Here is a 14,911-nt window from a genome sequence, read left to right as displayed (position 1 = left end):
GATAAAATATGCTCATAATCATATAGAAAAGAGAATTTATTATGCCATATGTCCATGTTGAACTTTTTGAAGGTCGTACAGTTGAGCAAAAAGCTATAATTGCTAAAGAAATTACTGAATCAATTTCAAAACATGCTGGAGCACCTACTTCAGCAATTCATGTCATCTTTAATGACCTTCCAGAAGGAATGCTCTATCAAGGCGGAGAAATGAAAAAGAAGAAATAAGTTTTCATTTGAGCCAATCAAAGCTGTCAGTAATTGATGGCTTTTTTATTTAAGCTGTCAGTAAATTTTTAGTAGATAAACTTCTCTTGAAAAAATATTTTTATTAGGATAAAATGAAAGCAACTCTAAAAGAAACTGGTGAAAAATGAAAGTTTTGATTACTTCTGGTGGAACAACGGAATCTATTGACAACGTTCGTGGCATCAGTAATTTTGCAACAGGAAGTCTCGGGAAAGTGACTGCTGAAAAATTTTTAAATGCTGGTCATGAAGTCTATTTATTAGCTGGACTTCAGGCTAAACTTCCTGAATTTACTGACAGACTGACCTATATTCCGATTGAAGGAACTCATGACCTTTATGAACAGATGAAAAACTTAGTCCCTGACATGGATGTTGTTATCCATAGTATGGCTGTCAGTGATTATCGTCCTATTTATATGACAGGTCTTGAAAATTTTACTGACAAGTTTTCTAAAGAGGAGCTTTTAAATTTTCGTCCTGAGAAAGTTGGGAAAATTTCTTCAAAATCTGATTATCAAATCATGCTCCTAGAAAAAACGCCAAAAATTATTTCTTATATTAAAGAATGGAATCCAAATGTTTTACTTTTTGGTTTTAAATTATTGGTTGGTGTAGAAAAATCTGAGCTTCTTTCTGTGGCCAGAGAAAAATTACTGACAAATCATGCTGATTTTATTTTAGCGAATGATTTAGAAAATATTCATGGAAATGACCATCAAGCATTTTTGGTCAGTAAAAATCATGAAATTACTTTAAAAACAAAGGCTGAAATTGCTGACAGACTTTTAAAAACCTCGGAGGAATTAAAAAATGACTAAAATTACACTTGCGGTAACAGGTTCAATTGCAGCTTACAAAGCAGCAGATTTAACTTCTTTACTGACAAAAGAGGGACATGATGTGACAGTCTTAATGACAAGAAGTGCTACTCAGTTCATCACTCCTTTAACTCTACAAGTTTTGTCCAAAAATAAGGTTCACTTGGATATTATGGACGAAGAACGTCCTGAATTGGTTAATCATATTGATTTAGCTAAAAATACTGAGCTTTTCCTTGTTGCGCCTGCAACTGCTGATACAATTAGCCGTTTGGCGCAAGGCCGAGCTGATGATATTGTCACTTCTGTAGCCCTTGCTCTTGAACCTTCTGTACCAAAATATTTTGCCCCTGCAATGAATACTAAAATGTATCAACATCCTTTGACGCAAAAAAACATTGAGATTCTTAAGAAAATAGATTATAATATGATTCAACCGAAAAAATCTTTGCTCGCTTGTGGAGATTTTGGTGAGGGAGCACTCGCCGACTTACCTGATATTCTATCGGATTTAAAAAATTCTTTATAAAATAAATGAGGTATTTATGAAAAAATCAAAAGCGTCTGATGTGGCAATCTTGTCCATTTTTATTGCAATTATGGTTGTTGTCCAACTTTTGAGTCAAATTATCTATAGCGTTTGGCCTTTGCCAATCGTTCCAACTTTGCTCCATATCCCAGTAATCATTGGTTCAATTGTTCTTGGAGTTCGTAAAGGAGCATTTCTAGGTCTAGTGATGGGATTGATTAGTGTTATTAATTCAACAATCGTAACCCTGCCTTCTAGCTTTATGTTTAGTCCCTTACAGCCTGTTCCTGGAACAAATCATGGTTCTATCTGGGCATTGGTTATTGCCATCGTTCCGCGTGTTCTAGTCGGAATTCTTCCTGCCCTCGTTTATCGTTTGGCACAAAATCGTTTTGGAGCTGGTTTAGCCGCTTTTGTTGGAACAGCAACTAATACACTTTTGGTTTTAAGTTTCATCTTCCTCTTCTTTCATGATGTAACCAAACAAACCTTCGGAGCTTTGCTTGCTTCAATTATCACAGGAAATTCTATTGCAGAAGTGATCATCGCTGTGATTTTAACAATGGCAATTGTCCCTGCTTTAAGTAAAGCAAGAGGCAATTCATAATTGAAAAAAAACAATCTATTTTTATTAGATTGTTTTTTTTATTAAAAAAATGTTATAATGTAAGCGTTGATAAGAAAAAAATAGGAGAAAACTTATGAAAAAAATATTAAGTTTCGACATTGACAACACACTCAATGAACCAAAAATGCCGATTTTCCCTGAGATGGCTGAATTGTTGGCTACTTTGTCTCAAAAATATATCATTGCGCCAATTTCTGGTCAAAAATATGATCAATTTTTGATTCAAATTATTAATAATTTGCCTGAATCTGCAAATCTGGATAATTTCCATTTGTTTGTTGCCCAAGGGACTCAATATTATGCTCACAAAGATGGCGAATGGAAACAGGTCTTCAATTACGCTCTGACTGATGAACAAGCTAACGCAATTATGGGTGCGCTTGAAAAAGCTGCTAAAGAGCTTGGACATTGGGATGAATCTGTTCTTGCCCCTGGTGATGAAATTAATGAAAATCGTGAATCGATGATTGCTTACTCAGCAATCGGTCAAAAAGCTGGTGTTGAAGCTAAACAAGCTTGGGACCCAGACATGACAAAACGTAATGAAATTGCTAAATTGGCTAGTCAATATGCTCCAGAATTTGAATTTGAAGTTGCTGGAACAACAACTATTAACGGTTTTGTTCCAGGTCAAAATAAAGAATTTGGGATGAATCATTTGATGGAAGAACTTAATGTTACTAAAGAAGAAATTCTTTACTTTGGTGACATGACTCAATCTGGCGGAAATGATTACCCTGTTGTTCAAATGGGAATTGAAACAATCACTGTTCGTGACTGGAAAGAAACTGCAGCTATTCTAAAAGCAATTATTGCGATGGAAGAAGCTTAATTTTCCACTGATAAAAAGCTGTCACTACTGACAGCTTTTTTCTTTTGCTGACAGAAAATATTATTGAAGATTTTAAACTACAGAATGTCTTTTCATCCTTTAGTCCTATTGAAATTCATCTGAATTTTAGGTAAAATAGATGAGTATGTTTAATTTATAGAAGGTGAACTTATATTGAAAAATTTGAAAAAGAAATTAACATTGACTGGTTTAATGACAGCCGGATTGTTACTCCTATCTGGCTGTGTTCAAACACACGTTGTTGATGGAGTCCGCGTTCCAACCGAAGCAGCTACTCATGGAATTACCTATAATTTTTTGGTTCGTCCAATGTCTGCTTTTGTTGACTTATTCGCTAATAACTTGCACATGGGTTATGGTTGGGGAATTATTTTTGTTACTCTGATTATTCGTTTTCTCATCTTGCCTTTAGGTTTGAATCAAGCCTACAAATCAACTTATATGCAAGAAAAAATGGCTTATCTTGCTCCCGTATTTGCTCCTTTGCAAGAACGACTCAAAAAAGCACAAACTCCTGAAGAAAAAATGGCAGCTCAACAAGCATTGATGGCAGCCCAAAAAGATAATGGAATTAACATGCTTTCATCAATTGGTTGCTTACCAATGTTGATTCAATGGCCTTTCTTTATCGCTCTTTATAATGCAGCGGCTTATACAACAGGAATTTCAAGTTCAACATTTTATGGGATTCCTTTAGGACATCCAAGTGTGGTCTTGGTTATTATCTCTGGGGTGCTTTACTTCATCCAAACCTGGATTTCAACTTTGTCAATGACCCCTGAACAAAAGAAATCAGGAATGGCAATGTTGATTATGAGTCCGGCAATGATTGTTGTCTTCTCATTCATGTCACCTGCTGGAGTAGCACTTTACTGGGCAGTTGGTGGTTTTGTTATTGTTATCCAACAAATCATCATTACCTTCATCATGAAACCAAGAATGCGCCGTCGTATTGATGAAGAATTTACAAAAAATCCTCCAAAAATCAATAATGAAGGCCTCAAAGATGTTACACCTACTTCTGTTCAAGAAAATTTCAAAGAAATCACAAGTGAACGCAATGAAAAGGAACGTAAATCTGGCGGACGAAATGCCGGTAAACAAAATCGTAAGTAATTTTTACTGACAAGATATTAAAAAAATAAAAAATCACTGATAGAATTTCTGTCAGTGATTTTTTTATTTATTGAATCAATAATTTCTTGTTCAGATTAAAATGAGAGTTCTGTCAGTAACTTTTCTTATATATTATAGCGTGTATGCTTAAAAAATATCAACATTCCTCCAGTAAGAATAATTAAAAGATAAGTCACAAATAGCACTAAAATAAATAAAGGAGAGATTTGGGTCATTGAAAGAGGTGGCACACCTAAATGGTTACCAAATGGTGCAAAAATATTTAATGTCATATTACTCCAATCGAGGCAACCAGTGTTTGGTAAGATAAATAAATAAATCATAAAAGCACTCCCTATCAGGTTTGCTCGTTTACTGGCTAAAGTTAACGCAAAACACATCATTGCTAATGCTAATCCAATCATAAAGCTAAAAAATAGTAAATAAAAACTATCTGAATTAATAAGTGGATACAATGATTGCCCATATTCTCCAGCATTTTCAGACTTAAAGAATAAGTGTAAAATTTCACCAGAACAAGCTGCCAAACTAAAAATAAGCAAATACATTACAATTAATGATACAACTAATCCAACAGATTTTCCTAATAAAATTATCTTCCAACTCTGTTTCCCAAGTCTCCTTTTGAAGGTTCCAAATTTATAATCATAGTTTGCAACAAGTACTCCAAAGAAACCAGCAAGTAAAGAAATAATTGTCATACCATAAGATTTAAATATGAATTGTGGAAATCCTACAAAACTGATTGCTTGATTGGCTTGATTTAATTGCTCATAATCATAGCGAGTGGCATTATTAAGTATAGATTGATTGCCATTATTAGAAATAGAATAATCTTTATGAATATTTTTTTGAAAATTAATATCTGATTGTTTGTCCTCCATAAAAAGACTCTCAGCTCCTTTTAAATTAAGGCTTGCTTGGAATGTGCCTAAAATCAATAAACCGATTATTATTCCAAAAATTACTAGATAAATTTTGGATTTGGTAAGATAGAAAAGTTCTTTAGTTAAAGTTACTTTCATAAATTTTTTTCAAGCCTCCTTTATCCACCTTTAAAATTTTTTTATTTTTTATCACATATAAATCATCAATAATCTCTTCATAAAACTCAAATTGATGACCTGTTAATAAAATAATTTTCTCGTTTTTTGCCCCGATAAGCTCTTCCTTAAGAATATTTAAACTCTCATAATCCAATCCGTTTGTCACTTCATCCATCATCGTTAAAGAAGGTTCTAATAAGTTCCATATAATCAATGATAATCTTTTCCCTTCACCAAGAGAATAGGTTGATACCCGTTTTGACAGTCTTTCTTCTGAAAGATACCGTTGAGCTCTCTTTTCAATTGTCAATTTAGAATATCTAAAATTTGTAAAAAAAAGAATATTGTCCATTCCAGTTAGATTTTTATAGAGTTCTAAATTATCAAATAGGACATATGTATCATTATTTTTAGCTGAATTATTTATAAGACCTTGGCTCGCATTCAGACTTCCTAAAATAAGTTTCAAGAGTGTTGTCTTCCCTCTACCGTTTGGTGCCATAATAAACGAGATTTTACCCTCTGTGAAAGAAACTGTTGTATTCTCAAAAATATTTTGTGTTTTAAAATTAAAAGATAAATTTTGAATGTCAATTTCCATTTATTCTCCTTTATAAAAAATATGTACACAACTAAATTTTAATCATGTACATATTCTCACTAATATTATCAATTAAATGTAGAATAGGTCCATTGACCATTTCCAAGAATAGTTGTCCGTATATACTTATTAAAACTAACTCCCACATGTCCAAATTTTCCAGCATTTATACCTGAGCCCACAGTATATTTTCCTTGATAAATTCGTTCCCAAGAACCATTTTTATTAATAAGTGAAATTCCATTTTGAGTGACCCAGTTTGTCGGAGTAAAGCTATGAGCACTCTGAAAAGCTGTAGCTGTACTAATCGCTTTTCCATTATACTGAAAATAGACACGATCCGCCATTGTGATAATATTTAAAACAGAAATAGAAGCATTAGTTGTTTTAGTTGCTGCATTTACAGCCGGACTTAGAGCACCTGATATTCCCAGGGTTACTGCGAGAGTTACAAGAGTTTTCTTCATGAGTTTCATATTTATACCTCCATATTAAATCATTAAATTGACATTTCTTCTTTAATCCAATTTTTCTACAAAAGCAAGAGATAATCCACTATATTCAAAAATATTCTGGATAATAACAATCATTCGTTAAAACAATGATAGCGCTTTAAATAATTTACTTCAATATATTTTTTGTTAACATTAAGTTCCTTTTCTGTTACTTGAAGTCAAAAAAATACTGATTATTTTTATCAATCTAGATAAAAATAATCAGTATTTTTCTCTTTATTCTTATGTTAAATGAACACCTTTATCAACATAAACAATATCACCAATGACACCTGAGGCAAGTGGGCTAACAAGGAAAGCGGCAGTTTGACCAACTTCATCAATTGTTACACCAACACCGTCAGCTGTACGGCTGTCAGATTCTTTAATCAAATCTTTGTAACCTGAAACTCCAGAAACCGCAAGTGTTTTAATTGCTCCTGCAGAAATTCCGTTCACATGAACACCTACATGTGCCATTTCAGCAGCAAGATAACGAACTGTAGATTCAAGAGCTGCTTTAGCAATTCCCATAACATTGTAGTTAGGAATGGCACGAACTGAACCCATGTAAGTCAAAGTTACGATACCAGAACCTTTTTTAAGCAATGGTTTTGCTGCTTTAGCAACAGCAAGCAAGCTGTAAGCTGAAATATCTTGAGCAAGGGCATAACCATCGCGAGAGATATCTGTAACATTTCCACCAAGCTCTTCTTTTTTAGAGTAAGCAATAGCATGAACAAGTCCGTCAATTTTACCGACACGTGCCTCAATTGTACCAAAAGCACGGCGAATAGATTCATCAGAAGTTACATCACATTCAATGAGCAAATCTTCTGGTTCAGCCAATTTAGCTAATTGTTTTTCCATTCGTTCATTTTGGTAAGTATAAATTAATGTTGCACCTTGATCTTTCATTGCTTTAGCACAGCCCCAAGCAATAGATTTATTGTTAGCAACACCCATGATAACAATTTTTTTACCTTCTAAAAACATAAATAAAATAAGTCCTTTTCTTTAAAATAATCAGGTTTAAGCGACTAGCAAATAAAAAAAAATAAATTTAATCACTTTACCTTTACAAGTCATATAAAAAAGTTGACACTCTCACAAGAAATTGATAATATTAATTGTAAAAGGTTTTGTATATCAAAATACTTGATACATAAAATTTTAACTTAAAAATGTTGAACTGTCAAGTTAGAGTGATGGCTCTTTTTCCCTGATTACTCGGGCTTTTCATTAATTTTTAATAAGAAAAGGAATAAAAAATGACTAAAAAATACGCTATGACTGCTACAGAAGTGATGGAAGTTATTCCGAACCGCTATCCTATCATGTTTATTGACTACGTTGATGAAATTTCTGAAAATAAAATTGTTGCAACGAAAAATGTAACGATTAACGAAGAAGTTTTTAATGGACATTTCCCTGGTAATCCAACTTTCCCTGGTGTTTTGATTCTTGAATCACTCGCTCAAGCTGGTTCAATTTTGATTCTCAAAAAAGAAGAATTTCAAGGAAAAATGGCTTATATTGGTGGAATTGATAAAGCAAAATTCCGTCAAAAAGTCACTCCTGGTGATGTAATGAAACTTGAATTTGAGATTACAAAATTCCGTGGAAAAGTAGGAACTGCTGATGCCGCAGCTTATGTTGATGGTAAAAAAGTAACCACTTGTCAGTTCACTTTCATCGTTGATGAAGCAGCTGAACAAACAAACTAATAAAAAAATTTACTGACAGTCTTTGTCAGTAAATTTTTTTATTAAATGCAGGATTTGTCAGTAAATATCCTAACTCTCTTGCATTTTTTTTATAAAAGATTGTAAAATTTCAATATGTTCTTCCAATTTTTCAAGAATAATAGATTCATTTGCAATGTGGCATTGTTCATGCTGTCCTGGTCCAAAAACAACCGTTCTAATCCCAACATTTTCAAAAAAGCCTTGATCATTAGAACCCGAAGCCGCCGTTGTTTTCGCTCCAGATAAGTCTGTCAGTAACTGAATGAATGGAGCTTGATTATCGGTCAAAGTTGATAAAACAGGTGTCACAATATCTTCATAAGTAAAATGATACTGCACAGCTAACTCACTCATGACTTGCTCAAATACCTCTTCCAATTCAGGAGTTAAACGGCAGTCAACCACAAGTTCAGCGAAGTCGGCTGTTTTATTAGGAGAATTTTCATCCCCAGAGAGAATTGATGTCACTACAAAAGTTGGCAGACCAAGTTGACTATTTTTGTAAATTTTCAAGTCTTCAACGATTTGCTCAATATTTTCTAGAAAATAAGTAACCTCCCCTAATGCGCTTTGCTGAAAATGTTCTTGTACCGAAGCATGACCAGCCTTCCCAGAAAAATGTAGTTTCATAAAATGATTACCACGTTGCCCAATATAAATCTTCTCTAAATCAGTAGGTTCTGCAATAATGCAACAAGCTGAGTCATAGCTCCAATTCTCACTAAAATAACGAGCAAAATCTTCTGAACCCTTACCATCAAGTTCTTCGTTAGCCGTCCCCACGACCCAAATATCTTGACTTAAATCTTTACCAATAAAACTTGCAGCAGCAAGTAAGTTTCCAACATCGCCACCTTTCATATCACTCGCACCAAGTCCAAAGAGTTTTCCCTCCTCTACTCTTGCATCGATAGGCGAAAATTTCCAGTCAGCTAAATGACCTGAAACAACAGTATCAACATGCCCAGTTAAGATAATGGCTTCTTTTTTTTGTTCTTTTTTACCTTTTGCTTTAATTTGTCCGGCGACAAAAGTTTCTTTGCGAATAACAAAATCAAATTGCTTCTCAATAAACCATTTTTCAAGAAATAATAAAATCTCTTCTTCATTTCCTGAACTTGACGGAATATTAACCAAACTTTTTAATAAGTCTACAGCTTTTTCCATAAATTTCCACCAAACTATTTATTATTTTTAGAAAGCGTGTAGTTCTTTTGAATATCTTTATTAATTTGTCCATTCTTCAATTCTTCTTTAATGACAGAATTGACAACCTTTGTTAATTCATCTGAACCTTTAGGAAGTGCAACCGCTGAACCATAACTATCTTTTGGCGTTTTTACGTCCACATTAGCAATCGCTAAATCTGAATTAGCTGCGACGTAACTCTTAGCAATAAGATTTTCAATCACGGCTCCTTGAACCTGCCCCCCTTTGACTTCATTGATTTCATCGCCAATTTGTGGCAAGGCAATCTCTGTTGCTCCTTTGAATTGACTGGTTACAATGCCTTCTTGAGTTGACCCTTTTTGTGCCGCTACTTTTTTACCTTTGAAATCATCTACTGAACGATATTTACTTAAATCAGATTTTTTCACAACTAAATAATTACTTGCTGTATAATATACATCTGAGAAATTGACAGATTTTTCACGACTAGGTTCTTTTGAAATTCCCGAAATCGCAATATCTGCTTTTCCTGTATTTAAACTAGCTAAAACATTGTTAAAGTCCATGCTTTCAATTTTCACTTTAACCCCTAGTTTTTTACCAATAGCATTGGCCAAATCAACATCAGAACCCACGATTGTATTCTTGCCATCTTTAATAATTTGGAATTCAAAGGGTGGATAATCTGGAGATAAAGCAACTTTCAATACGCCAGCTTTTTTTACTTTATCCACTTGATTAGTAGCCGATTTTCCATTTCCGCAAGCTGCTAATGTTGCTACTGCGGCCAAACCGACCATTCCCAATGCTAATTTTTTCATCTTCTTGTTCATCCTTAAACCTCTTTCATAAATAGAATAAGTATAATTATACATTTTAAAATTATTTTGTCAAGAATTTTTGCATATTTATATTATAATTATTTAATAAACAAAGATTTTTAGATAAAAACTGTACTTTTATACTTGATGCAAAATAAAAATTCACTCAATGAGTGAATTTTTATTAATTATTAATCAATCCATTGCACGTAATTCTAATACCATATCACGTAACTGAGCAGCTCCTTCAAAGTCGAGGGCGCTAGCCGCTTGTTGCATTTCTTTTTCAAGTTTTTTGACTAATGCTTTACGTTCTTTCTTAGTCATTGCACTTGCATCAACTTCTTCAATCTCACCAGAATCAGTTTTCTTAGTAATGGCAATCAAATCACGAATTTCTTTTTTGATCGTTTGAGGTGTGATTCCATGTTCTTCATTATAAGCCATTTGAATTTCACGCCGGCGGGCCGTTTCATCCATCGCATGTTTCATTGAACGCGTTATTTTATACTTTTGACCCTCGTATTCTGTATAATAACCACTGTCTAAGATTTCTTTATCCGCAGGATCATTTTCATCAAGGGCTTTAGCCATATCAGAATAAAGAATAACATGACCTTCACTATTACGTGCTGCGCGACCAATGGTCTGAATCAAGCCACGCTCATTACGTAAAAATCCTTCTTTATCAGCATCCAAAATCGCTACTAAAGAAACTTCTGGCACGTCTATCCCTTCACGAAGCAAATTAATTCCCACCAGAACATCAAAGACTCCTAAACGCAAATCCCGAATAATTTCGGTTCGTTCTAATGTTTTGATATCCGAGTGCATATATTTAACTTTTATCCCCATTTCCTTGAAATAGGCAGTCAAATCTTCTGACATCTTTTTAGTCAAAGTCGTAACAAATACTCGTTCATTTTTCTCAGCTCGTTTATGAATTTCACCAACTAAATCATCGATTTGTCCCATCATTGGTCGAACTTCTACGACAGGATCTAACAGACCCGTTGGACGAATAATTTGTTCAACAATGGTATCGGTCTGCTCCATCTCATAATCCCCAGGGGTTGCTGAAACATAAACTATTTGATGCACATGACTTTCAAATTCTTCTCTTTTTAAAGGACGGTTATCGAGGGCTGAAGGCAGGCGGAATCCATAATTACAAAGCATTTCTTTACGGGCTCTGTCACCGTTATACATCCCTTTTACTTGCCCCATTGTCATGTGTGATTCATCGATCATAATCATGAAATCATCAGGAAAGAAATCAAGCAAAGTATAAGGAGGTTCTCCTTCCTCGCGCCCATCCATATGACGTGAATAGTTTTCGACCCCATTACAATAGCCCATTTCACGGAGCATTTCAATATCGTAGTTGGTTCTTTGTTCTAAACGTTGAGCCTCAAGAAGTTTTCCTTCTGAGCGGAAAACTTTTAATTGCTCTTCTAATTCTGCTTCTATCTTGGCAATTGATTCTTCCATACGGTCATCATTTGTCATGAAATGTGTCGCTGGGAAAATTGCCAAATGGTCCACTTCACCTAAAACTTGTCCGGTCAAAACTTCAATTTCACGGATACGGTCAATTTCATCACCGAAAAATTCAACACGAAAGGCATGTTCATCACGAGAGGCTGGAAAAACTTCTACAACATCCCCACGAACTCGGAAACAGCCCCGTTGAAAGTCAATATCATTTCGCTCAAATTGAATTCCTACCAAATCATTTAAAAGTTGGTCACGAGAAATTTCTTGACCTGGGCGCAATGAAACCACCGAATCTTGATACTCTTTGGGTGAACCCAAACCATAAATACAAGAAACTGAGGCCACAACAATCACATCATTACGTTCCAATAAGCTTGAGGTCGCACTGTGACGCAATTTGTCAATTTCATCATTGACCGAACTGTCTTTTTCAATATAGGTGTCAGAACTTGGCACATAGGCTTCGGGTTGATAATAATCATAGTAGGATACGAAATACTCGACTGCATTATTTGGGAAAAATTCTTTAAATTCACTGTATAATTGACCAGCCAGTGTTTTATTATGAGCCATAACAAGAGTAGGTTTACCTGTCCGTGCAATCACTTGACTCATGGTGTAAGTTTTCCCTGTTCCTGTTGCTCCACGTAAAATTTGAGCTTTTTCCCCATTCTCAATATTATCTACTAACTCAGCAATCGCCTCACCTTGGTCACCGGCTGGCTCATATTTTGAAACAAGTTCAAATTTATTATCTGTTATTCTTTCTATAGCCATTCTTTTTCCTTTAATTCTTTTCTATTATCTTTGAAAAATAATCTAATGCTTGATGATAAACATCATTTTTAAAGCCAAAATCCATTTTACGAATTTCAGAAAGTCCTAAAAATTGATAAGTTGAAAATTCAATTTCTTCAGGATGGCTTTCAAGATTAATTTTTGCTTCTTCATGCAATCGGACAAGAAAATAATGTTGTTCTTGGCCAGCATAAGTCCAAGTTGGAAATTTCATCTCTTTAGGAAAATCATATTTTAAAGTTCCTGGATATTGTTCAATGATTTCAAACTCTTTTGTGCCAATTTCTTCTGAGAGTTCTCGAATAATGGCTGTCTCTGGTTTTTCACCAGCTTCAATTCCACCTTGTGGGAAGCCCCAGCTCATCCCGTCTGCTCGTTTACCTAGCCAAATTTTGTTTTCTTTATTGAGAATAATGGCTGCAACATTTTGTCTGTATTCTTTCATTTTTATCCTCTTTTTAGGATTAGGTTTACTGAATTCTATAGATGTAAAATTTGTCTTATTATTAATCTTCTAATATAATTTTACCATTTTCATCGCTAAAAATATGCTATAATTAATCTATATTCAAAAAAAGATAAGGAAGTTTTATTAATAATGAATCGTGATGAAATTCAAGCAAATTTAATCAAAGCAAGTCACATGATTAGCATGGACGATATTATTCGTGAAGGTTATCCAACTTTACGTGAAGTGGCAAATGATGTAACCTTGCCATTGTCAGATGAAGACATTATCTTAGGAGAAAAAATGTTGCAATTCTTGCATAATTCTCAAGATCCTGTCATGGCTGAAAAAATGGGACTCCGTGGTGGAGTTGGACTTGCAGCAAACCAACTTGGTTTGCTCAAAAAAGTCATCGCCGTTTTGATTCCAAATGAACCTGAAGTTGATGAAGATGGAAATGAAATTCCACCTAAAGAAGCTTACAAAATGCGTGAAATCATGTATAATGCAAAAGTGGTTAGTCACTCTGTTCAAGATGCGGCTGTTGAAGGTGGCGAAGGTTGTCTTTCTGTTGACCGTGAAGTTCCAGGTTACGTCGTTCGCCATGCTCGTGTAACTGTGGAATACTACAACAAGGAAGGCGAAAAGAAAAAAATTCGCTTAAAAGATTTCCCAGCAATTTGTGTTCAACATGAGATTGACCACACTAATGGTGTTATGTTCTATGACCACATCAATATGAATGACCCTTGGGAAATTAAAGATGGTATGATTATTGTTAAATAATCGCCAAATTTACTGATGAATTTATGAATAGAAAAATTACTGACAGAATTTCCGTCAGTAATTTTTTATTTCATTTTCTACTTTTCAATTCTTGTCAGTAAAAGTTACTGACAAGTTTTTAGAAAATGATAAAGGTAAACTATTATTTAGCAATTTTTGCAAAATATTCAAGAGTACGAATCAATTGAGCAGTGAAACTCATTTCATTATCATACCAAGCAGCTGTTTTAACTAATTGTCCACCGTCTTTTAGGTCAGTCACTTCCGTTAATGTAGCATCAAAAAGTGAACCGTAAGCCATACCGATAATATCAGATGAAACAATTTCATCAACATTATAGCCAAAGCTTTCATCAGCGGCAGCTTTCATTGCTTCATTGATTTCGTCAACTGTAACGTGTTTCTCAAGTACAGTAACAAGTTCGGTAATTGAGCCTGTTGGAGTTGAAACACGTTGAGCATGACCTTTCATCAAACCAGAAAGTTCAGGCAAAACAAGACCAATTGCTTTAGCCGCTCCACTTGATGCTGGAACAATGTTTTCGGCAGCAGCACGCGCACGACGGAAGTCTCCACCACGATGTGGACCATCAAGGGTCATTTGGTCACCAGTATAAGAGTGAACAGTAGTCATTGTTCCACCTTTAACACCAAAGTTTTTATTTAAGGCATCCGCCATTGGTGCTAAACTATTTGTAGTACAAGAACCGGCAGAAATAACTGTTTCAGTTCCATCAAGAATTGTGTGGTTTGTATTGAAGACAACAGTTTTAACATCATTTCCACCAGGTGCTGTAATCAAAACTTTCTTAGCTCCACCAGGATGCAAATGTTTTTCAGCTTTTTCTTTAGTTGCAAAGAAACCTGTAGCTTCAAGCACAATTTCAACACCAGAATCAGCCCATTGAATGTCTTCCGGATTACGTTCAGCTGTAACTTTCACAAATTTTCCGTTGACATCAAAACCATCTTCTTTGACTTCAACAGTCCCTTTAAAACGTCCTTGAGTTGTATCATATTTTAGCAAATGTGCAAGCATTGCTGGGTCTGTCAAATCGTTGATATGCGCAACTTCAACTCCTTCGACTTCTTGAATTCGACGTAATGCCAAACGTCCAATACGACCAAAACCGTTAATACCAACTTTAACTACCATGATGTAGTCCTCCGTTTTTTTATTTAGATGATGAGATTCTTCTCTTTTTTTGCTATAATAGGAATTAATAATTATAGCTATTAGAGATATCTCTTATCTCTAATACAAATGATACTACTTTTTTACCCTAG

Annotated in this window: 17 protein-coding genes; 8 read left to right on the top strand and 9 right to left on the bottom strand. The window is 34.5% G+C overall.

Annotation, left to right across the window (positions count from 1 at the left end; genetic code table 11):
• The first annotated feature begins 41 nt into the window (after positions 1 to 41).
• The 6 genes from ACRYLU_RS02635 (at position 42) to yidC (ending at position 4,194) form a co-directional block, all read left to right on the top strand.
• Positions 42 to 227: a 2-hydroxymuconate tautomerase gene (locus ACRYLU_RS02635; protein ID WP_003130513.1), complete on the top strand. Its 186-nt coding sequence runs from the start codon at positions 42 to 44 to the stop codon at positions 225 to 227.
• 145 nt (positions 228 to 372) lie between these two features.
• On the top strand, positions 373 to 1,068 hold the full coding sequence (locus tag ACRYLU_RS02630; protein WP_104143517.1) for a phosphopantothenate--cysteine ligase: 696 nt from the start codon (positions 373 to 375) through the stop codon (positions 1,066 to 1,068).
• Complete coding sequence (gene coaC / locus ACRYLU_RS02625; RefSeq protein WP_038599406.1) at positions 1,061 to 1,597, top strand: phosphopantothenoylcysteine decarboxylase; 537 nt, start codon at positions 1,061 to 1,063, stop codon at positions 1,595 to 1,597. Before ACRYLU_RS02630 ends, coaC begins: the two co-directional genes overlap by 8 nt.
• Before the next feature lie 16 nt (positions 1,598 to 1,613).
• Complete coding sequence (locus ACRYLU_RS02620) at positions 1,614 to 2,204, top strand: ECF transporter S component (protein ID WP_003130510.1); 591 nt, start codon at positions 1,614 to 1,616, stop codon at positions 2,202 to 2,204.
• A 94-nt stretch (positions 2,205 to 2,298) separates the two neighbouring features.
• The gene (locus ACRYLU_RS02615) at positions 2,299 to 3,057 is read left to right on the top strand and encodes an HAD-IIB family hydrolase (RefSeq protein ID WP_445081156.1); all 759 of its coding nucleotides are present in this window, start codon (positions 2,299 to 2,301) and stop codon (positions 3,055 to 3,057) included.
• A 174-nt stretch (positions 3,058 to 3,231) separates the two neighbouring features.
• Entirely contained in the window at positions 3,232 to 4,194 is a 963-nt protein-coding gene (gene yidC / locus ACRYLU_RS02610; protein WP_260310524.1) for a membrane protein insertase YidC, read from the top strand.
• Positions 4,195 to 4,319: 125 nt separating this feature from the next.
• Here the strand turns inward: yidC and ACRYLU_RS02605 are convergent, their stop codons facing one another.
• From ACRYLU_RS02605 to fabI, 4 genes are all read right to left on the bottom strand, one after another.
• Positions 4,320 to 5,240: an ABC transporter permease gene (locus ACRYLU_RS02605; RefSeq protein WP_445081155.1), complete on the bottom strand. Its 921-nt coding sequence runs from the start codon at positions 5,238 to 5,240 to the stop codon at positions 4,320 to 4,322.
• The gene (locus ACRYLU_RS02600) at positions 5,221 to 5,862 is read right to left on the bottom strand and encodes an ATP-binding cassette domain-containing protein (RefSeq protein ID WP_445081154.1); all 642 of its coding nucleotides are present in this window, start codon (positions 5,860 to 5,862) and stop codon (positions 5,221 to 5,223) included. The genes ACRYLU_RS02605 and ACRYLU_RS02600 overlap by 20 nt, the downstream gene beginning before the upstream one ends.
• A 68-nt stretch (positions 5,863 to 5,930) precedes the next feature.
• On the bottom strand, positions 5,931 to 6,338 hold the full coding sequence (locus tag ACRYLU_RS02595; RefSeq protein WP_305774424.1) for a hypothetical protein: 408 nt from the start codon (positions 6,336 to 6,338) through the stop codon (positions 5,931 to 5,933).
• A 261-nt stretch (positions 6,339 to 6,599) separates the two neighbouring features.
• The gene (gene fabI, locus ACRYLU_RS02590) at positions 6,600 to 7,352 is read right to left on the bottom strand and encodes an enoyl-ACP reductase FabI (protein ID WP_012897290.1); all 753 of its coding nucleotides are present in this window, start codon (positions 7,350 to 7,352) and stop codon (positions 6,600 to 6,602) included.
• Between the two features lie 275 nt (positions 7,353 to 7,627).
• Here fabI and fabZ point away from each other — a divergent pair, with 275 nt between their 5' ends.
• Positions 7,628 to 8,083, top strand: a complete 456-nt coding sequence (fabZ, locus tag ACRYLU_RS02585; protein WP_003130498.1) for a 3-hydroxyacyl-ACP dehydratase FabZ — start codon at positions 7,628 to 7,630, stop codon at positions 8,081 to 8,083.
• 69 nt (positions 8,084 to 8,152) lie between these two features.
• Here the strand turns inward: fabZ and ACRYLU_RS02580 are convergent, their stop codons facing one another.
• The 4 genes from ACRYLU_RS02580 to ACRYLU_RS02565 form a co-directional block, all read right to left on the bottom strand.
• Positions 8,153 to 9,271 (bottom strand): M20 family metallopeptidase, encoded by a 1,119-nt coding sequence (locus ACRYLU_RS02580; RefSeq protein ID WP_445081153.1) that lies wholly within the window; start codon positions 9,269 to 9,271, stop codon positions 8,153 to 8,155.
• Positions 9,272 to 9,285: 14 nt separating this feature from the next.
• The gene (locus ACRYLU_RS02575) at positions 9,286 to 10,095 is read right to left on the bottom strand and encodes an ABC transporter substrate-binding protein (protein WP_012897288.1); all 810 of its coding nucleotides are present in this window, start codon (positions 10,093 to 10,095) and stop codon (positions 9,286 to 9,288) included.
• Between the two features lie 195 nt (positions 10,096 to 10,290).
• Positions 10,291 to 12,369: an excinuclease ABC subunit UvrB gene (uvrB, locus tag ACRYLU_RS02570; protein WP_023189444.1), complete on the bottom strand. Its 2,079-nt coding sequence runs from the start codon at positions 12,367 to 12,369 to the stop codon at positions 10,291 to 10,293.
• Positions 12,370 to 12,379: 10 nt separating this feature from the next.
• A complete protein-coding gene (locus ACRYLU_RS02565) occupies positions 12,380 to 12,835 on the bottom strand; it encodes an RNA pyrophosphohydrolase (RefSeq protein ID WP_260310528.1) in 456 nt (151 codons plus the stop codon).
• 153 nt (positions 12,836 to 12,988) lie between these two features.
• Between ACRYLU_RS02565 and def the strand changes: the two genes are divergently transcribed.
• Entirely contained in the window at positions 12,989 to 13,624 is a 636-nt protein-coding gene (def, locus tag ACRYLU_RS02560) for a peptide deformylase (RefSeq protein WP_003130816.1), read from the top strand.
• Between the two features lie 142 nt (positions 13,625 to 13,766).
• Here the strand turns inward: def and gap are convergent, their stop codons facing one another.
• Positions 13,767 to 14,780, bottom strand: coding sequence for a type I glyceraldehyde-3-phosphate dehydrogenase (gene gap, locus ACRYLU_RS02555; RefSeq protein ID WP_003130818.1), 1,014 nt, complete (start codon positions 14,778 to 14,780; stop codon positions 13,767 to 13,769).
• Between the last annotated feature and the right edge of the window lie 131 nt (positions 14,781 to 14,911).

The sequence above is a fragment of the Lactococcus sp. KTH0-1S genome, from assembly GCF_052544945.1.
Note: the sequence above shows the minus strand (reverse complement) of the source record. Positions and strands in the feature narration are given on the sequence as shown.